Genomic DNA, 18661 nt, shown 5'->3' on the forward strand with positions numbered 1-18661 from the left:
TCTTCGACATCTCCGACCGGACGGATAGGACTGGCCCCGACGTGAGCACCCCCACCTCCCGAGCAGCGACACCGCTTCGCGTGTCGACGACCCGCGTGAGCGGTACTCTGCCCGACTTCCCGTGGGACACCCTCGCCGGCGCGAAGGCCACGGCCGCGTCCCATCCGGACGGCATCGTCGACCTCTCGGTCGGCACCCCGGTCGACCCGGTACCGCAGCTGATCCGCGACGCCCTCGTCGAGGCCTCGGAATTCCCGGGATACCCGACGACGGTCGGTACCCCGGAACTGCGGGAGGCCGCCGCCGAGGCGCTGACCCGCCGTCACGGCGTGACGAACCTCGATGCGTCGGGCATCCTGCCGGTCATCGGAACCAAGGAGGCCATCGCGTCCCTGGCGTCGACCTTCGGGCTCGGACCCGGTGACGACGTCGTCATCCCGGAGGTCGCGTACCCGACCTACGAGGTGAGCGCGCTGCTGGCCGGGGCACGTCCGATCCGATCGGACTCGACGGTCGCGCTGGGGCCGATGACCCCGGCGCTGATGTTCATCAACTCGCCGTCGAACCCCACCGGCAAGGTGCTGCCCGTCGAGCACCTTCGCAAGGTCGTCGCCTGGGCGCGCGAGCGGGGCACCGTCGTGGTGTCCGACGAGTGCTACCTGGGACTCGACTGGGACGGCGAGCCCGTCTCGATCCTGGACCCGCGGGTCTGCGACGGTGACCACACGGGCCTGATCGCCGTGCACTCGCTGTCGAAGATCTCCAACCTCGCGTCGTACCGCGCCGGTTTCCTCGCCGGTGACGCCGAGCTGATCGCCGAGCTGCTCGCGGTACGCAAGCACGCCGGCTGCATGGTGCCGTTCCCGATCCAGGGTGCGATGACCGCCGCACTCCGTGACGACGCGCACGTCGTGGAGCAGCGTGAGCGGTATGCGGCACGACGCCGGACGCTGCTCGCCGCGGTCGAGGGTGCCGGTTTCCGCGTCGACCACTCCGAGGCCGGGCTGTATCTGTGGATCACCCGCGACGAGCCGTGCCGTGACACCATCGCCTGGCTCGCCGAACGCGGAATCCTGTGCGCCCCGGGCGATTTCTACGGCCCGGCGGGGGAGAAGCACGTTCGCATGGCGCTCACCGCGACCGACGAGCGGGTCGCCGCGGCGGCCGCACGGCTGAGCTCCTGATCGCACACCCACCTTTTACGGACAAACCCTCCCCCCGCGCGGGGGGAGGGTTTGTCCGCAAAAGGTGGGCGTGCCGACCCTCGGTCGTACTCGCCCTCAGTCGTTCTTGTGCAGCGCCTCGTTGAGCGCGATGCCGTCGCCCTTCCACGGTACGACCTCGACCGCACCGGTGAGGCTGTTGCGACGGAACAGCAGGTTCGACTGACCCGCGAGATCGCGTGCCTTGACCTGGGTGCCGTCCGGCCCGGTGACCTTGGTGCCGGCGGTGACGTACAGGCCGGCCTCGATGACGCAGTCGTCGCCGAGCGGGATGCCGCAGCCGGAGTTCGCGCCGAGCAGGCAGCGCTTGCCCAGCGAGATGATCTCCTTGCCGCCGCCGGACAGCGTGCCCATCGTCGACGCGCCGCCGCCGATGTCAGAGCCGTCGCCGACGACGACGCCGGCCGAGATGCGGCCCTCGACCATCGACGACCCGAGGGTGCCGGCGTTGAAGTTCACGAAGCCCTCGTGCATGACCGTGGTGCCCGACGCGAGGTGCGCGCCGAGGCGGATCCGGTCGGCGTCACCGATGCGGACACCGCCGGGGACGACGTAGTCGACCATGCGCGGGAACTTGTCGATCGAGTACACGGTGACCGGGCCGCGGGCGCGCAGCCTGGTGCGGACGGACTCGAAGTCCTCGACCGGGCACGGGCCGTGGTTGGTCCACACGACGTTGGTCAGCAGCCCGAAGATGCCCTCGAGGTTGGCGCCGTGCGGCTGGATGAGCCGGTGGGAGAGCAGGTGCAGCCGGAGGTAGACGTCGTACGCGTCGACCGGGGCCGCCGACAGGTCGGCGATGCCGGTGCGGACGGCGACGGTCTTCACGCCGCGGGCCTCGTCGGTGCCGACGAGTTCGCGCAGCTCGGCCGGGGTCGAGTCTCCGTCGAGGACGACGGTCTCGGCGGTCTCGACGCCGTCGAGTTCGGGCTTGGGGAACCAGACGTCGAGCACGACCCCGGGGTTCGCGCCCCCGTCGGTCACGGTTGCGATGCCTGTTGCGTGTGCGCCAGTAGTTGTCACGACTCCTCAGTCTAGGTGATCGGCCCGGCACGTCCGTCCCGCCGCCCGACCCGTGGTGCCCGGCTGCCCGCGGGGTCATCCGAACGGCACAAGATCCTGGTGGGAGGGGGTCGGGGCTCGTATGGTCGCTCACATGACCGGTCACGGCACCGCGCCTCCGTCGCCACCGCCCCCGCTGCCGGGAGAACCCGCGCCGCGGCGTCGCCGTCGGTGGCCCTGGGTGCTCGGTGGAGTGGGCGTCGTGGTGGTCGTCGGTCTGGTGATCGGTGCGGTGGCCTTCCAGCCCTGGCTGATCTTCGTCGACACCGAGATCGACGACGAGATCCCCGTCGCGGTCACCCCGACCACGTCCGCCGAGGGACGGGCGCCCGCCGGGCCGGTCGTGCTTGCCGAAGGCGGCCTCATCAGCCACGAGCACTCGACGTCGGGAACGGTGTCGATCATCGAGAGGCCCGACGGCACGCGCATCCTCGCGATCGACGACCTCGACACCACCACCGGGCCCGACGTCCACGTCTGGCTGTCGCGGGCCGAGGTCGTCGAGGGGTTCTCCGGTTGGCGCACCGCGGCCGGGCCGCCGCACGTCGACCTCGGCATGATCAGGGGCAACAAGGGTGACCAGGTCTACGAGATCCCCGCCGATGTGGACCTCGCCGACCACCCGTCGGTGTTCCTGTGGTGTGTGCGATTCAGCGTCTCCTTCGGCGCGGCGGAGCTGACCCCGACCTCCGCCTGGGACGCGGGGGGATACCGTTGAGCGCGTGAGCACACTCGATCTCGCCGCCGACCCCGTCGAACTGACCGCCGCCCTCGTCGACATCGAGAGCGAGTCGCGCAACGAGTCCGCGATCGCCGACGCGGTGGAAGCGGCTCTGCGCGAGCAGACCACGGGCTTCGAGATCTTGCGGCACGGCAACCGCGTGCTCGCCCGTACCAACCGCGGGAAGGCGCAGCGCGTCATCCTCGCCGGGCACCTCGACACCGTGCCGGTCGCGGGCAACCTGCCCTCGCGTCGCGAGAACCACCCCAACGAGGGCGACATCCTCCACGGCTGCGGCACGGTCGACATGAAGTCCGGCGACGCGGTCTTCCTGCACCTCGCCGCGACCCTCGCCGAGCCCGCCCACGACCTGACGCTGATCTTCTACGACTGCGAGGAGATCGCCGCGGAGTTCAACGGCCTCAACGACATCGAACGCGAGTTGCCCGACTGGCTCGCCGGCGATGTCGCGATCCTCGGGGAACCCACCGCAGGTCTCATCGAGGCAGGATGCCAAGGGACGCTTCGGGTTCGGCTCTCCACATCGGGGACGCGCGCCCACTCGGCACGCTCGTGGATGGGTGACAACGCGATCCACAAGCTCGGCCGGGTGCTCACCACCCTCGCCGCCTACGAGCCGCGTCGCGTCGACATCGACGGCTGCGAATACCGCGAGGGCCTGTCCGCGGTCGGGCTCGGCGGCGGTGTCGCCGGCAACGTCATCCCCGACGCCGCGCACGTCGACGTCAACTTCCGCTTCGCTCCGGACCGCTCCGTCGAGCAGGCGATCGATCACGTGCGCGAGGTGTTCGCCGCCGATCTCGCCGACGGCACCGTCACCCTCGAGGTGACCGACGCCGCGGCGGGTGCGCTCCCGGGACTCGACCGCCCGGCGGCGGCGGCGCTCGTCGAGGCCGCGCAGGGCCGGTTCCGCGCGAAGTACGGCTGGACCGACGTCTCGCGGTTCTCCGCCCTGGGCATCCCCGCCGTCAACCTCGGCCCGGGCGACCCCAACCTCGCGCACCGCCGCGACGAACGTGTCCCGGTCGCCCAGATCCGCCAGGTCACCGAACTGCTGCGTACCTACCTGTCCTGACCTGCGTCTTGTCGCAATTCGTCACACGGGACGCGGAGCCCGTCGGACGGGGTCGCCGGCACTGCTAGCGTCGATCGCATGTCGACGAATCCGGAACCCCCTGCGCACGATCCCGAGACCGACGACGTCTGCTACATCGGGCCGATCCGTGTCCGGCCGCAGCAGCGCCTGGGCAAGACCACCGACCGCCGCCTCCTCGAGTGGGTCGACCCACGCGATGCCGAGCGGCGTGCCGAGCGCACCATGCGCGACTCATGGCGGGTGCTGCGCATCCAGTCGGAGTTCGTCGCCGGCTTCGACGCGATGAGCGAGGTCGCCGAGGCGGTCACGGTGTTCGGTTCGGCACGGGTCAAGCCGGATTCCCCGGAGTACGCCCTCGGCGTGCGCGTCGGGCGCGCGCTCGGCGAGGCGGGGTACGCCGTCATCACCGGTGGCGGCCCCGGTGCGATGCAGGCGGCCAACCAGGGTGCGCACGAGGCCGGCGCCCAGTCGATCGGCCTGAACATCGAGTTGCCCTTCGAGCAGTCGCTGAACCCGTGGGTCGACCTCGGCATGAACTTCCGCTACTTCTTCGTCCGCAAGACGATGTTCGTGAAGTACGCGGTCGGCTTCGTCTGCCTGCCCGGCGGGCTGGGCACGCTCGACGAGCTCTTCGAGGCGCTGACGCTGGTGCAGACCAAGAAGGTGGTGCGCTTCCCGATCGTGCTGGTGGGCAGCGAGTTCTGGGGCGGCCTGCTCGACTGGATGCGCGACGTGCTGGTCGCCCGCGGCATGATCTCGGCCGAGGATCTCGACCTGCTGACCGTCGTCGACGACCCCGAGGACGTGGTTGCGGCCATCGAGGCGACCGCCGCGGCCCGGCCTTCTGGGAGAACGTCCGATGCCGATGGCACGATGACCCGGTGAGTGCCGTCTGCGTCTACTGCTCGTCCGGTCCCGTCGAGCAGCGTTTCATCGATTTCGCCGCCGAGGTGGGTACCGCCCTCGCCCGCGCCGGGCACACCGTCGTCTCCGGCGGCGGCAACGTCTCCATGATGGGTTCGCTCGTCACCGCTGCGCGCGCGGCGGGCGGTAACACCGTCGGGATCATCCCGCGCGCCCTGATGGAGCGCGAGGTCGCCGACCTGGGGTCCGACGAGCTCGTCATCACCGAGACCATGCGCGAGCGCAAGCGGATCATGGACGAGCGCGCCGACGGTTTCATCGCACTCCCCGGGGGTATCGGGACCCTCGAGGAGTTGTTCGAGACATGGACCGGCGGCTATCTGGGGATGCACGACAAGCCCGTCGTGCTGCTCGATCCTTTCGATTTCTACGCGCCGCTGTTGACCTGGCTGCGAGAGTTGTCGACAACCGGCTTCGTGTCGCAGCGCTCCCTGGACCGACTGCTCGTCACCTCGTCGATCGACGAGGCGCTGAAGTTGGCGACACAGCGGTAGCGGTTTACTTACCGGCCGGTAAGGTAGCGCGCGTGAGTGCGCGGGGCACTCAACGACGCCCAGCGGAGAGCGGAGGCCACATGTCCCCAGAGATCCAGCGTAAGGACGTCCAGACGGACACGACCGAGGACTCGAACGGCAGATCGTCGAGCAGTGCGAGCGAGGGTGGGTCCACCGACGCGGTCAAGACCATCGGGGTGAGAGATCTCCTTCGCGGTGTGGTGAAGATGGCGCCACACGCGACCGGGATGATCAAGCACGCGCCAGGGCTGATCCGCCGGCCCCCGGAGGCCAAGAAGACCATCGGGTCGGTCTTCCAGAAACATGCCCATGCACACCCGGACCGTCCGTTCATCCGGTTCGAGGGCCGCACCACCACCTACGGTGACGCCAACCGGCGGGTGAACCGGTACGCCGCGGTGCTGGCCGAGGCCGGCGTGCGAAAGGGCGACGTCGTCGCGCTGCTGAGCAAGAACAATCCCACCGACCTGATGCTGATGCTCGCGACGGTCAAACTCGGCGCGGTGGCGGGCATGCTGAACTACAACCAGCGCGGCGAGGTGCTCGAGCACTCGGTCAAGCTGCTCGGCGCCCGGGTGCTCGTCTACGACCCGGAATGTGCCGAGGCGCTCGAGTCGATCCCGGAATCGACTCTGCCCGAACACGTCTACGACTTCACCGCATTCGACGAGGCCGCCAAGGGCAAGCCGGACACCGATCCCGAGATCACCGCGCAGCTGCCCGCGTCGACCAAGGCGTTCTACATCTTCACCTCGGGCACCACCGGAATGCCCAAGGCGAGCGTGATGAGCCACAACCGCTGGCTGGCCAGCTTCTCGGGCATCGGCGGACTCGCGGTGCGTCTGCGCCAGAGCGACACGATGTACGTCCCGCTGCCGCTGTACCACAACAACGCGCTGTCGGTGTCGCTCGCGTCGGTCCTCGCCTCAGGGGCGTGCATCGCGATCGGCAAGTCGTTCTCGGCGTCGAGGTTCTGGGACGACGTGATCCTCAACCGCGCCACCGCCTTCTGCTACATCGGCGAGCTGTGCCGCTACCTGCTCGCGCAGCCGCCCAAGCCCACCGACCGACAGCACTCGGTGCACACCGTGGTCGGCAACGGGATGCGACCGGAGATCTGGGACGAGTTCCGGGAACGCTTCGGCATCGACCGGGTCGTGGAGTTCTACGGCGCCAGCGAGCTCAACCTCGCGTTCGTCAACGCCTTCACCGTCGACAAGACCGCCGGCTTCTGCCCGCTGCCGTACAAGATCGTCGAGTACGACGAGGACGGCAATCCCAAGCGCAACGCGCAGGGCCGCCTGACCGAGGTCGGTAAGGGCGGCACCGGCCTGCTGCTCGCGGAGATCTCCAACCGGGTGCCCGTCGACGGTTACACCGACGAGGCGGAGACCGAGAAGAAGATCGTGCGCGACGCCTTCGAGGACGGGGACGCCTACTTCAACTCCGGCGACCTCGTGCGCGACCAGGGCTGGTTTCACATCGCCTTCGTCGACCGGCTCGGCGACACCTTCCGCTGGAAGGGCGAGAACGTCGCCACCACCGAGGTCGAGGGCGCCGTCGACGCGTTCGAGAGCGTCGCCCAGTCGGTGGCCTACGGCGTCGAGGTGCCGGGCACCGACGGTCGGGCGGGCATGGTCGCGATCAAGCTGCGCGAGGGGGCCGAGCTCGACAAGAAGGGACTCGCGGAACACCTGTACAAGGCGCTGCCGGCCTACGCGGTGCCGCTGTTCGTCCGCGTCGTCGACGACTTCGAGCAGACCTCCACCTTCAAGAACCGTAAGGTCGAACTCCGTAAAGAGGGTTACGCGGACGCGGACCCGAAGACGGTCTACGTCCTCGCCGGACGGGAGAAGGGTTACGTGGAGTACTACGACGACTACGCCGCAGACGTGGCGGCCGCCAAGGTCCCCAAGGGATGATGACGGTCTCGCCGACCCTGTGCGGCCGGCCGGTCGCCACCGATCGTGCGCTGATCATGGCGATCGTCAACCGGACCCCGGACTCGTTCTACGACCGCGGCGCCAGCTTCGACGACGAGGCGGCGCAGCGGCGGGTGCACCAGGTGGTCGCCGAGGGCGCCGACATCATCGACGTCGGCGGCGTGAAGGCCGGACCGGGTGAGGAGGTCGACGCGAAGACGGAGGCGCATCGCGTCGTCCCGATGATCGCGTGGATCCGTGAGCGCTACCCCGACGTGCTCATCAGCGTCGACACCTGGCGCAGCGAGGTCGCCGACCAGGCGTGCGCGGCCGGCGCCGACATCATCAACGACACCTGGGCGGGCTACGACCCGGATGTCGTCGCGGTGGCCGCCGAGCGCGGTGCCGGACTCGTCTGCTCGCACACCGGCGGCGCGGTGGTGCGCACCCGTCCCCACCGCGTCGCCTACGGCGACTCCGTCGACGACGTGGTGGCCGACGTGGTCGCCGAAGTGACGTCCGCCGCAGAACGGGCCCTTGCAGCCGGGGTGCATCGAGATTCGATCGTTATCGATCCGACGCATGATTTTGGCAAGAACACCCATCACGGGCTGGCCCTGTTACGCCACGTAAAAGATCTTGTTAACACGGGCTGGCCAGTGCTCATGGCGCTGAGCAACAAGGATTTTGTGGGGGAGACTCTGGGTACAGACCTAGAGCACCGGTTGGAGGGAACTCTCGCCGCGACGAGTCTGGCCGCCGAACACGGTGCCCGGATCTTTCGCGTACACGAGGTCGCTGCCACCCGGCGCGTGGTCGACATGGTCGCTGCCATCGCGGGAAGTAGACCACCCGCCCGAACAGTCAGGGGACTCGCATGACCAAGCAGCAGAAGCGACGTAAGCCCGGCACCATCAGCCGTGACAAGGCCGCCGTGTGGCCGACTCCGGTCGAGACGTCCGGGACGAAGCAGCTCTGGTCGGCAACCCACACCTGGGAACAGCCGGATTGGACGATCGACGAGCTGATCGCCGCCAAGAACGGACGCACCGTCTCGGTGGTGCTGCCGGCCCTCAACGAGGAGGAGACGGTCGCCGACGTCATCGCCTCGATCATGCCGCTGTACGGCACGCTCGTCGACGAGCTGATCGTGCTCGACTCGGGCTCCACCGACGCCACCGCCGAGCGCGCACGCGCCGCCGGCGCCAAGGTGGTCAGCCGTGAGGAGGCGGTCCCCGAACTCGAACCCGTCAAGGGCAAGGGCGAGGTGTTGTGGCGTTCGATCGCCGCGACCACCGGCGACATCATCGCCTTCGTCGACTCCGACCTCATCGACCCGGACCCGATGTTCGTGCCGAAGATGCTCGGCCCGCTGCTGGTCAACCCGGAGATCCACTTGGTCAAGGGTTACTACCGGCGGCCGCTGCTCACCGGAGGCACCCAGGACGCCAATGGTGGCGGTCGTGTCACCGAACTCGTCGCCCGGCCGCTGCTGGCCTCGCAGAAGCCCGAACTCACCGCGGTCCTGCAGCCGCTCGGCGGCGAGTACGCGGGCACCCGCGAGATGCTGTCGTCGGTGCCGTTCGCGCCCGGTTACGGCGTCGAGATCGGCCTGCTCATCGACACCTATGACCGCTACGGCCTCAACGGCATCGGTCAGGTGAACCTCGGGGTGCGGACCCACCGTAACCGTCCGCTCGTCGAACTCGGCGTGATGAGCCGGCAGATCGTCGGAACCCTCATGCGCCGCTGCGGCATCGAGGACTCGGGCGTGGGGCTCACCCAGTTCACTGCCGAACCCGACGGCACCTTCACGCCGCACACCACCGAGGTCTACCTCGAGGATCGCCCGCCGATGAACACCCTGCGCTCGATGGATTCCAAGGTGATGGCCTCCTGATCCGACCCGCCCGGCCGGCTCCGACCGGTCTGTGACCCCGCCTCCGGCGACACCGCGTCAGCCCTGAACCGGTGTCGCCGGAGTCGTGTCCGGGCCCTGCATCGGCGGACGCGGCCTCAGGGGGCAACGGGCGGGGTGGTGGGTTCTGGCGATCGGGCGGGATGGTGGGCTCTGACAATCGGGCGGGATGGTGGGCTCTGACAATCGGGCGGGATGGTGGGCTCTGACAATATGGACGCATGCAGACCTTGCTGCTGTACCTGCTGATCCTGGCGCTCGTCGCCGGCGTGATCTACGCGCTCGTCTGGTTCGTGTTCGGCCGTGGCGAGGAGCTGCCGCCGGTCGAACCGGACACCACGCTCACCCGGTTGCCGTCATCGGGGATCAGCGGCGACGACGTGCGCGCCCTGCGCTTCCAGCAGACGCTGCGGGGCTACAAGCAGGCCGAGGTCGACTGGGCACTGGCGCGTCTCGCGCGCGAGGTCGACGATCTGCGCGCGGTCATCGTCCGCCTGCGCGAACGGGAACAGGTGTCGCAGACCGGGGGCGGCGCCGGGATCGCCGGCGCTTCACCGGACATCGCATCCGATGGTGTTGCCGATGCCGAAACCGTCCACGAACAGGGAGTTTCCGGTGCCGGCGGAGCGGATTCGGCGGTGTGGGAGCCGGGTCCGTGCTCGCCGGGCGAGAGGTGAGCAGGGTACGCCGGGACAACGCTCGTGTCGCGCACTCGCGTTCGATTGAGACATCGACACGTATCATGTTCAGAGCAGGACATTGTGAAGGGAGCTTGAGAATGGCGGCAATGAAGCCACGTACTGGGGACGGCCCCCTCGAAGCGGCCAAGGAAGGGCGTGGAATCGTTGTCCGGATTCCGATCGAGGGTGGCGGGCGTCTCGTCGTCGAACTGACCGCCGAGGAAGCCGCCGCGCTGGGCGAGGAACTCCGCGGGGTCACCAGCTGAGCGGAGGTCTCGCCGAAGTCGTCGAGCTGCTTCGATGTCCGGTCTGCGCCGGATCCTTCGGAACACCGGAATCCGGGGCGGGGTCGTCGAGTGATGAGCCCACCGCCCGGTCGGCCCGTGTCGTGTCGCTGCGATGCGACAACGCACACTCTTTCGACGTGGCCCGGCAGGGCTATGTCTCGCTACTCGACGGGCGTTCGGGATCGTTGCGCGCCGACACCGCGGCCATGGTCGCGGCTCGTGCGCGCGTACACGACACCGGCTTCTTCTCCCGCGTCGTCGACGCCGTTGCGGAGCGGACGAGCCGATTCGGCACGGACGTACCACGGCCGGTCGTCCTCGACGCGGGAGCCGGTGGCGGCCACTACCTCCGCGCCGCCGTCGGCGCTCTCTCGTCCGACGCCCGGGGCATCGGCATCGACCTGTCCAAGTTCTGTGCCCGGGCCATCGCGCGCGGCACACCACCGCAGGCCGCGGTCGTCGCCGATATCTGGCGCGGCCTGCCCGTCGCCGACGACACGGTCACGGTGGCGCTCTCGGTCTTCGCGCCCCGTAACGGCGCAGAGTTCGCTCGCATCCTCTGCGACGACGGCGGTCTGATCGTCGTCACGCCCGCGACCGATCACCTCGCCGAGATCGTCGGCCCGATGAAGATGCTGCGGGTCGACGCGGAGAAGTCGGAGCGGCTGCGTGCCACGCTCGACGAGCACTTCGAGGTGATCGACTCGGAGCCGGTGCGCGCAGTCGTCGAGGTCGACGCGCATACGGTCGGCGACCTCGCGGCGATGGGGCCCTCTGCCTTTCACGCCACCGAAAACGACATCCGTTCGCGCGCAGAGACGTTCGTGGGTTCCGGGACGATCGCGGTCACGGCGTCGGTGATGGTGACCACCTGCCGGCCGCGCACCGCGGACACGAGGACTGCGAACGCTTAGTCCGGGCGACCCTCAGTGCAGGACCGACCGGTAGACCGCGAGGGTCTGTTCGGCGATCGTCGCCCAGGAGAACTCGGCCTCGGCGCGCTCGCGACCGGCCTTGCCCATCGCGTCGGCCGCGGCCGGATCGGCGACGACGGTGTTGACCGTCTCCGCCAGTGACCGTTCGAAGGCCCTCGGGTCCGAGGGGTCGTAGGGGACGAGGCGTCCGGTGACGTGGTCGCGGACCACCTCGGGGATGCCGCCGACCTCGGATGCGACCACGGCGGTTCCGCAGGCCATCGCCTCGAGATTCACGATGCCCAGTGGCTCGTACACCGAAGGGCATACGAAAACTGTTGCTGCGCTGAGTATTTCTCGGATTCTTGGCAGCGGAAGCATTTCCCGGACCCAGAACACCCCGGGGCGTGCGGCAGACAGCGCGGCGACCGCCGCCTCGACCTCGGCGCCGATTTCCGGGGTGTCGGGAGCGCCTGCGCAGAGGACGAGCTGGATGTCGGGATCGAATCGGTGGGCCGCCGCGACGAGATGGGCGACGCCCTTCTGCCGCGTGATGCGGCCGACGAACGCGGCGATCGGACGAGACGGGTCGACGCCGAGTGAGGCCAGCGTCGACTCCGGCCCGAACGGGTCGTCGACCGGATACCACTGGGTGGTGTCGATGCCGTTGCGCACGACGTGGACCCGCTCCGGGTCCAACAGTGGATAGGTGGTGCACACGTCGGTGCGCATGCCGGAACTGACCGCGATGACGGCATCGGCGTATTCGACGGCATTGCGCTCCACCCAACTCGACACCCGGTAGCCGCCGCCGAGTTGTTCGGCCTTCCACGGCCGCGACGGTTCGAGGGAGTGCGCGGTGAGGATGTGCGGGATGTCGTACAACTGCCCGGTGAGATGGCCGGCCAGCCCGGTGTACCAGGTGTGCGAGTGCACGACGTCCGCGCCCTCGGCGCCGACGACCATCCGCAGGTCGGCCGAGAGCGTGGTGATGGCCGCGTTCGCCCCGGCCAGGCCGGGATCGGGGGTGTAGACCTTCGCGGTGTCGCGCTCGGCGCCCATGCAGTGCACGTCGACGGTGGTGAGATGGCGTAGGTGGCGGACCAATTCGGTGACGTGCACCCCGGCGCCGCCGTACACCTCGGGTGGATACTCCCGGGTCATCATCGCCACCCTCATGATGACGACGCTAGTGGCAACCCGGACAGTTCGCCATCGCAGCGACGGATGCGTTCACGAATCTCACCGCGCGGGTACGGAGAGGTGGGCCGGCGACGGCGGGGTGAACGGTCGGATCCATCTGGCCGGTCATCTGGCCCGCGTGTGAGATCGCGGTTAAGTTGGGGGAGTGAGATCACAGCCGCACGTCCTCGGCATCGTCCTCGCCGGCGGAGAAGGCAAGCGCCTCTACCCGCTGACGATGGATCGGGCCAAGCCTGCGGTGCCCTTCGGCGGTGCCTACCGGCTGATCGACTTCGTGCTGTCCAACCTGGTCAATGCCGGGTATGAGCGCATTTGCGTGCTCACACAATACAAATCGCACTCGCTGGACCGGCACATCTCGCAGACGTGGTGGACGTCGGGCTTCCACGGGGAGTACATCACCCCGGTGCCCGCCCAGCAGCGGCTCGGTCCCCGCTGGTACACCGGCAGCGCCGACGCGATCTTCCAGTCGCTGAACCTGATCGCCGATGAGCAGCCCGAGTACATCGTGGTTTTCGGCGCCGACCACGTCTACCGCATGGACCCGTCGCAGATGGTCGCCGCACATGTCGAATCCGGAGCCGAGGTCACCGTCGCCGGCATCCGCGTGCCGCGCGCCGAGGCGACCGCCTTCGGATGCATCGACGCCGACGAGTCGGGCCGGATCACCCGGTTTCTCGAGAAACCTGCGGCCCCGCCCGGCACCCCCGACGACCCGGACGTCACGTTCGCGTCGATGGGCAACTACGTGTTCACCACCGACGCGCTGGTCGAGGCGCTGCGCGAGGACGCCGCCGACTCCGACTCCGACCACGACATGGGCGGCGACATCATCCCGGCGTTCGTGGCGCGCGACCAGGCGCACGTCTACGACTTCAAGGACAACGAGGTGCCCGGCGCCACCGAGCGTGACAAAGGGTACTGGCGCGACGTCGGAACGCTCGACGCCTTCTACGAGGCCCACATGGATCTGGTGTCGGTGCACCCGATCTTCAACCTGTACAACAACAAATGGCCGATCCGAGGGGAGACGCACAACCTCCCGCCGGCCAAGTTCGTGCAGGGCGGCGTGGCCGAGGACTCGGTCGTCGGCGCGGGCTCCATCATCTCCTCCGGCACGGTCCGCAACTCGGTGCTCTCCTCGAACGTCATCGTCGAAGACGGCGCGATCGTGGAAGGCGCGGTGTTGATGCCCGGCGTGCGCATCGGCAAGGGCGCGATCGTGCGCCGCGCGATCCTCGACAAGAACGTGGTCGTCAGCGACGGCGAGCAGGTCGGCGTCGACCTCGAGCACGATCGGGAACGCTTCTCCGTCAGCGCCGGTGGGGTGGTGACGGTCGGAAAGGGTTTCCGGGTCTGAGCCGGGCGGTCACGACGCGGTCCGCCGCACGCACGTCGCCGCCCGACCCGCGTGAACCGCCGGCCGGATGACTCGCGGATCGAGGACGCCGCGGGTCAGGTCAGCCGAGGGCTGCGCGGATCAGTTCGGGGATGTCGGCGTCGGCGTCGTCGGGCAGGGCGTCGATCGGCCACCACTGCAGGTCCACCGACTCCTCGCTGCGCGCGAACACCGGCAGCGAACCGTCGGGCGTGGGCGCCGCGACGATGCGGTAACGCACGTCGAGATGGCGCGTCGGCACTCCGAGCGAGCACGTGATCGGGTGCGTGTGCAGGTGGACGAGTCCGCCGTCGGCGGCGTCGCGATCGAGGTCGAGTCCCGCGATCCCGGACTCCTCACGTGCCTCCCGCAGCGCGGCGCCGGCGAGTGTCTCGTCGGACGGTTCGCAGTGCCCGCCCAGCTGAATCCATTTCCCGACCCGGGGGTGCAGCGTCAGCAGGACATGGCTGCGCGTGGCGTCGAAGACGATCGCCGACCCGGTGAGATGCCCTGCCGCACAAGCTCTCAGGCATGCCTCGGGGGTCGAGGCGAGGAAGGCCAGGTAGGCGTGGCGCAGGCTGTCCTGTGCCGAGGTCGGCGCCGCCCACGAGGTCAGGGCCTCCACCGCGGAGACGTGTAGCGACTCGGCGCTCACAGCTCGATCACCCACTCGTCGGTCGGGGCTGCCTCGCGAAGCGGAGCCGGTTCCAGCGGGTATCCGATCGCGACCGCGCCCAGCGGTTCCCATGAGTCATCGAGCCCGAGGACACGCCGGACGGTCGGGGCCGCGAAGATCGTGGAACCGATCCAGCAGCTGCCGATCTCCCGGACCGACAGCGCGATCAGCAGACTCGCGACCGCTCCGCCCGCGGCGACGGTGAACATGGTGTGCTCGGCGGCGTTCCGGCGATCGTCGGGATAGGTTTGGGCGCCCTCGGGAACGAGGAACGGGATCACCAGTTCCGGCGCGTCGTACAGGATCCGGCCGCGGCGCAGCCGCTTGGCGATGGACTCCTCCGACTTGCCGTCCGCGGTGAGGTCGGCGCGCCAGTCGGCGTTCATCGCGTCGAGCAGCTCCCGTCGGCGCGCGGCCGAACGCACCCACACGAACCGAACCGGATGCGTGTGATGCGGCGCCGGAGCGGTGAGGGCCTCACCGAGCGCCGCACGCAACTGCTCCTCGTCGACCGGCCGGTCGTCGAAGGCGCGCACCGAACGGCGGGTCCGGATGGCCTCGCGACGCCCCTGGGCGATCGCCTCCTCGGTGCCCAGCCGGAACAGGTCCTCGTCGGCGGGGCGGATGAGCGCGGCCGCGGTCGATCCGTCGTCGACGGGGGAGTACCCGCGGACCACGGCGACCGGGACGCCGGCGAGCTTGCCCTTCACCAGGTCCGCGGCGGCCGCGAGTTCGTCGGCGACCGCGATGTCGGTGACGACGAGCGGGTTCCCGTAATCGTCGACGCCGCCCTCGTACGGGTGGGTGACGGCGATGCCGGCGGACCCGATCGCGACGTCGGTCTGGCCGGTCCGCCAGGCACGGCCCATGGTGTCGGTGATGATGACCGCGACGTCGAGCCCGGCGCGCTCGGCGATGTCGCGCCGCAACCGTGCGGCACTGGCGTCGGGGTCCTCCGGCAGCAGCGCGAGTTCGTCGCCGCGGACGTTGGAGCCGTCGATGCCCGATGCGGCCTGGACGATGCCGAGGCGGTTCTCGGTGATGAGCGTGCGGTTCTTGCGTGCCAGGACGCGGACCGCCTCTTGTTCGACGAGCCTGCGCCGCAGTGCATCCCGCTCCTCGGGGTCGGTCGGCGCGGTCACCATCCGGCCCTCGGCCTTGGAGATGATCTTGCTGGTGACCACCAGGACGTCACCGTCGGCCAACCACGGTGCGGCGGCGAGGATCTCGCCGGCCACGTCGGAATCGGTGGTGAACTCGCCGAGTCCGGTGACCGGGCGGATCTCGAGTCCGTCGGGGGCACGGTGATCGGTGCGCTCGCTCACGCGGTGCCCACGTTCCGGTCGGGGACCGCCACGCCGACGAGCGCACATGCGGCCCGGATCATCTGCGCGGTGGCGGCCGGGTCGGTCATGAGCAGCGGGGCCGAGCCGATGGCGATGCCGTCGACCGTCGCCTCGTCGCCCTCGGCGATCAGCCAGCCGTCGAGGATTCCGTTGGCGCTGCGGGCGCCGTAGTGGGCGGCGATCGCCTCGGCGGAGGTCTCCACCCCGATCACGGACAGGCACTCGTCGGCCATTCCGCGCAGCGGGCGGTTGTCGATCACCGGCGAGATGCCGACGATGGGCGCCTTGGTGGTGCGCAGCGCGCTGCGCATCCCCGGGACGCTCACGATCGCCCCGATGCTCACCACCGGGTTCGACGGCGCGAGCAACACGACGTCGGCCTCGGCGATGGCGTCGAGCACACCGGGCGCGGGAGTGGTGTCGTCGGAACCGACCTGGGCGAAACCGTAGGTCGGGACCCGGGCGCGGTGACGCACCCACCATTCCTGGAAGTGGATCGCGACGCGCTCGCCCTCGTCGCCGTCGGGCTTGGCGATGACGACGTGGGTCTCGTGCCGGTCATCGGTCGCCGGAAGCAGGCGCACGCCGGGATTCCAGCGGCGGCACAACGCGGCGGTGACGTCGGAGAGTCTGAACCCCGCGTCGAGCATCTGGGTGCGGATGAGGTGGGTCGCGAGGTCGCGGTCACCGAGGCCGAACCAGTCCGGGTCGGCGCCGTAGGCGGCGAGCTCCTCCTTGGCATGCCACGTCTCGTCGCGCCGGCCCCAGCCGCGTTCGGGGTCGATGCCGCCGCCGAGGGTGTACATGCAGGTGTCGAGGTCGGGGCAGATGCGGACGCCGTGCATCCAGGCGTCGTCGCCGACGTTGACGACGGCGGTGATCTCGTGGTCGCCGGGCGAGGCGTCGGGATGCGGCGGGAACGGGGTGGCGCCGAACAGTTCGCGTGCGCCGAGCAGGAATCGCGCGCCTCCCACGCCGCCGACGAGTACGGTCACCTTCACAGCAGGTACTCCTTCACACCGCCACTCTAGTGGTCGGCGATCGGCCCTCTGCTGTCGGAGCCGAGCGGGACGAGCGTCCGGGTGGGGTGCCGGCCAGGAGGTGTGATCTTCGTTCGGCTTGGGCATCTCGCCGTGTCGAGTCACAAGATGCGCGGCCGACGATGGTAAAGGGAAATCTTCGTTTCAACTTGACCTGGAGCACGCTCGGCGTGTCTAATCACATCAGTGTCATTCCGAGTTTGAGATCGAGAACCTTCGAGGTCGAGAACGGCTGGCCTCCAAGGGATTCGATCACTTGTTCGAACTCGGTACAGGGTGTCGGCGCCGGAGCAGATGGGCCGTCGCTCGGGCGCTGTGTACGACGCGAGCAGGCTCTTCGCCGACGCGTAGTACAAGTGGTGTGGCAGCAGTGGTGGGTACGGCACCTGTGTCGTGTTCGCGAAGGACAGAAATCGACCGAAATCCCGAGCTAGGAGGCGCCGACGATGGCTTTGGAAAACCCGATCGGCAATCCGCTTGAACCACATGATCGCCCGCAATACATCGCTGAACCCAGCGTCCGCGAGAACCACGTCACCCCGGGTGCCACGGACTCCGATGTCCTCCGCGGCATTGGGCCCGTTGACGATTCGATGATCGGCGGGACCGCGTTCGCCGGTGTCCCCGAAACCGGTGACACCGTCGCGGATCTCGCAGGTCGTGGGGATGACGACCAGTCCGCTCGTCGTCATCTGGCCTTGGTGCCCAACGGTTTCGACGAACTCTTCGACGTCGTCGAGGAGCAGTGGCAGGACCGCGCGCTGTGCGCGCAGACCGACCCTGAGGCGTTCTTCCCGGAGAAGGGTGGCTCGACCCGCGAGGCCAAGCGCATCTGCCAGGGCTGCGAGGTCAAGGCGGAGTGCCTCGAGTACGCCCTCGCCAACGACGAGCGTTTCGGTATCTGGGGTGGGCTCTCGGAGCGCGAGCGGCGTCGCCTCAAGCGCGGCATCGTCTAGTCCGGATCGAGGAATTCGACTGGGCGACAAGCGAGATGTCGCCGGTTCGGATGTCGTCCGAACGGATCAACTTCTGCGACGGTCTTCTTTCAGATCAGGCCGTCGAGAAGCGACGCGGCCACCGCCGGGAGGTGGGATCAGGCCTGCGGTTCGACGCCGAGTGCGTCGAACACGATCATCGACCGCGGAAACACCCGAGGGGACGTCACTCGGGTCCGCGGTCGATCGTGTCCTCGTCGAGTCCCAGGTGCGTGGCCACCTGCTGGACGAGCACCTCGTGGATCAGCTCGAGCAGATCCGTGCCCTTCTTGGCGCGGGATTCCAGCGGCCTGCGGAACAGGATGATCTGCGCGCGCGTCGGCACGCCGTGGACATCCATGCCGGCCGGGATCAGACGCGCCAGCGGCACCGCGCCGTCCGCGGTGACCTCGTCGGGCCACTCGACCGTCTCCGGGTCGCGGGGGAGCAGTCGCGGGATCTCGTCGACCGCGATGTCGAGACCGGCGAGCTGGTCGTGCCAGTTGGCGTCGATCTCGGCGAACGCCTCCAGCGCGATCGCGTCGAACTCGTCGGAGCGCGTGTTGTAGGCGGGCACGTGCTGCGGCAGCAGCGGGGAACGCAGCCCACGACCGCGGCGGTCCCGGAGACGCCCGGGCCGCCGGCGACCACGACGGGGACCCGAGATGCCGTAGGGGCTCGGGGTGCCGTAGGAGCCGCGCGCCGGCTTCGGGTGGATGCGCATGGCGCGAGTGTAGGAGGTCGGAGTGGCACATGTCGCG

Annotated in this window: 19 protein-coding genes; 13 read left to right on the plus strand and 6 right to left on the minus strand. The window is 69.1% G+C overall.

Annotated features, from left to right (window positions below):
* Positions 1-41 precede the first annotated feature (41 nt).
* Complete coding sequence (dapC, locus tag ABFT43_RS05235; RefSeq protein WP_347959330.1) at positions 42-1184, plus strand: succinyldiaminopimelate transaminase; 1143 nt, start codon at positions 42-44, stop codon at positions 1182-1184.
* A 96-nt stretch (positions 1185-1280) separates the two neighbouring features.
* Here the strand turns inward: dapC and dapD are convergent, their stop codons facing one another.
* Positions 1281-2246 (minus strand): 2,3,4,5-tetrahydropyridine-2,6-dicarboxylate N-succinyltransferase, encoded by a 966-nt coding sequence (gene dapD, locus ABFT43_RS05240; RefSeq protein WP_347959331.1) that lies wholly within the window; start codon positions 2244-2246, stop codon positions 1281-1283.
* A gap of 220 nt (positions 2247-2466) precedes the next feature.
* Here dapD and ABFT43_RS05245 point away from each other — a divergent pair, with 220 nt between their 5' ends.
* The 10 genes from ABFT43_RS05245 (at position 2467) to ABFT43_RS05290 (ending at position 11283) form a co-directional block, all read left to right on the plus strand.
* Positions 2467-3003 carry a DM13 domain-containing protein gene (locus ABFT43_RS05245; protein WP_347959736.1) on the plus strand — a complete coding sequence of 179 codons (537 nt, stop codon included), beginning with the start codon at positions 2467-2469 and terminating at the stop codon, positions 3001-3003.
* A gap of 4 nt (positions 3004-3007) precedes the next feature.
* Positions 3008-4102 (plus strand): succinyl-diaminopimelate desuccinylase, encoded by a 1095-nt coding sequence (dapE, locus tag ABFT43_RS05250; protein ID WP_347959332.1) that lies wholly within the window; start codon positions 3008-3010, stop codon positions 4100-4102.
* A gap of 78 nt (positions 4103-4180) precedes the next feature.
* Positions 4181-5008, plus strand: a complete 828-nt coding sequence (locus ABFT43_RS05255; protein ID WP_347959333.1) for an LOG family protein — start codon at positions 4181-4183, stop codon at positions 5006-5008.
* Positions 5005-5541 carry an LOG family protein gene (locus ABFT43_RS05260; RefSeq protein WP_347959334.1) on the plus strand — a complete coding sequence of 179 codons (537 nt, stop codon included), beginning with the start codon at positions 5005-5007 and terminating at the stop codon, positions 5539-5541. The genes ABFT43_RS05255 and ABFT43_RS05260 overlap by 4 nt, the downstream gene beginning before the upstream one ends.
* An 80-nt stretch (positions 5542-5621) precedes the next feature.
* The gene (locus tag ABFT43_RS05265) at positions 5622-7484 is read left to right on the plus strand and encodes a long-chain-acyl-CoA synthetase (RefSeq protein ID WP_347959335.1); all 1863 of its coding nucleotides are present in this window, start codon (positions 5622-5624) and stop codon (positions 7482-7484) included.
* Entirely contained in the window at positions 7484-8365 is an 882-nt protein-coding gene (gene folP / locus ABFT43_RS05270) for a dihydropteroate synthase (RefSeq protein WP_347959336.1), read from the plus strand. The genes ABFT43_RS05265 and folP overlap by 1 nt, the downstream gene beginning before the upstream one ends.
* On the plus strand, positions 8362-9384 hold the full coding sequence (locus ABFT43_RS05275) for a glucosyl-3-phosphoglycerate synthase (RefSeq protein ID WP_347959337.1): 1023 nt from the start codon (positions 8362-8364) through the stop codon (positions 9382-9384). The genes folP and ABFT43_RS05275 overlap by 4 nt, the downstream gene beginning before the upstream one ends.
* Before the next feature lie 239 nt (positions 9385-9623).
* Positions 9624-10079: a DivIVA domain-containing protein gene (locus ABFT43_RS05280; protein WP_347959338.1), complete on the plus strand. Its 456-nt coding sequence runs from the start codon at positions 9624-9626 to the stop codon at positions 10077-10079.
* A 101-nt stretch (positions 10080-10180) separates the two neighbouring features.
* Positions 10181-10348: a DUF3117 domain-containing protein gene (locus ABFT43_RS05285; protein WP_347959339.1), complete on the plus strand. Its 168-nt coding sequence runs from the start codon at positions 10181-10183 to the stop codon at positions 10346-10348.
* Positions 10349-10470: 122 nt separating this feature from the next.
* Positions 10471-11283, plus strand: a complete 813-nt coding sequence (locus tag ABFT43_RS05290) for a putative RNA methyltransferase (RefSeq protein ID WP_347959340.1) — start codon at positions 10471-10473, stop codon at positions 11281-11283.
* A 12-nt stretch (positions 11284-11295) separates the two neighbouring features.
* Here ABFT43_RS05290 and glgA read toward each other — a convergent pair whose 3' ends face one another.
* Positions 11296-12462, minus strand: coding sequence for a glycogen synthase (glgA, locus tag ABFT43_RS05295; RefSeq protein WP_347959341.1), 1167 nt, complete (start codon positions 12460-12462; stop codon positions 11296-11298).
* A gap of 169 nt (positions 12463-12631) precedes the next feature.
* Here glgA and glgC point away from each other — a divergent pair, with 169 nt between their 5' ends.
* Entirely contained in the window at positions 12632-13846 is a 1215-nt protein-coding gene (glgC, locus tag ABFT43_RS05300; protein WP_347959342.1) for a glucose-1-phosphate adenylyltransferase, read from the plus strand.
* A gap of 100 nt (positions 13847-13946) precedes the next feature.
* On the opposite strand, the gene ABFT43_RS05305 is transcribed toward glgC, so the two are convergent.
* From ABFT43_RS05305 to cofD, 3 genes are read right to left on the minus strand one after another with little or no spacing between them, the layout of a single operon-like run.
* Positions 13947-14519, minus strand: a complete 573-nt coding sequence (locus tag ABFT43_RS05305) for an NUDIX hydrolase (protein WP_347959343.1) — start codon at positions 14517-14519, stop codon at positions 13947-13949.
* Complete coding sequence (locus ABFT43_RS05310) at positions 14516-15865, minus strand: coenzyme F420-0:L-glutamate ligase (RefSeq protein WP_347959344.1); 1350 nt, start codon at positions 15863-15865, stop codon at positions 14516-14518. The genes ABFT43_RS05305 and ABFT43_RS05310 overlap by 4 nt, the downstream gene beginning before the upstream one ends.
* Positions 15862-16887: a 2-phospho-L-lactate transferase gene (gene cofD / locus ABFT43_RS05315; protein ID WP_347959345.1), complete on the minus strand. Its 1026-nt coding sequence runs from the start codon at positions 16885-16887 to the stop codon at positions 15862-15864. Before cofD ends, ABFT43_RS05310 begins: the two co-directional genes overlap by 4 nt.
* Before the next feature lie 731 nt (positions 16888-17618).
* Here cofD and ABFT43_RS05320 point away from each other — a divergent pair.
* Positions 17619-17882, plus strand: coding sequence for a WhiB family transcriptional regulator (locus tag ABFT43_RS05320; RefSeq protein ID WP_347959737.1), 264 nt, complete (start codon positions 17619-17621; stop codon positions 17880-17882).
* 205 nt (positions 17883-18087) lie between these two features.
* Here the strand turns inward: ABFT43_RS05320 and ABFT43_RS05325 are convergent, their stop codons facing one another.
* Positions 18088-18624 (minus strand): metallopeptidase family protein, encoded by a 537-nt coding sequence (locus ABFT43_RS05325; RefSeq protein WP_347959346.1) that lies wholly within the window; start codon positions 18622-18624, stop codon positions 18088-18090.
* Positions 18625-18661 lie beyond the last annotated feature (37 nt).

This window comes from Gordonia aurantiaca (assembly GCF_039939235.1).
GTDB lineage: Bacteria > Actinomycetota > Actinomycetes > Mycobacteriales > Mycobacteriaceae > Gordonia.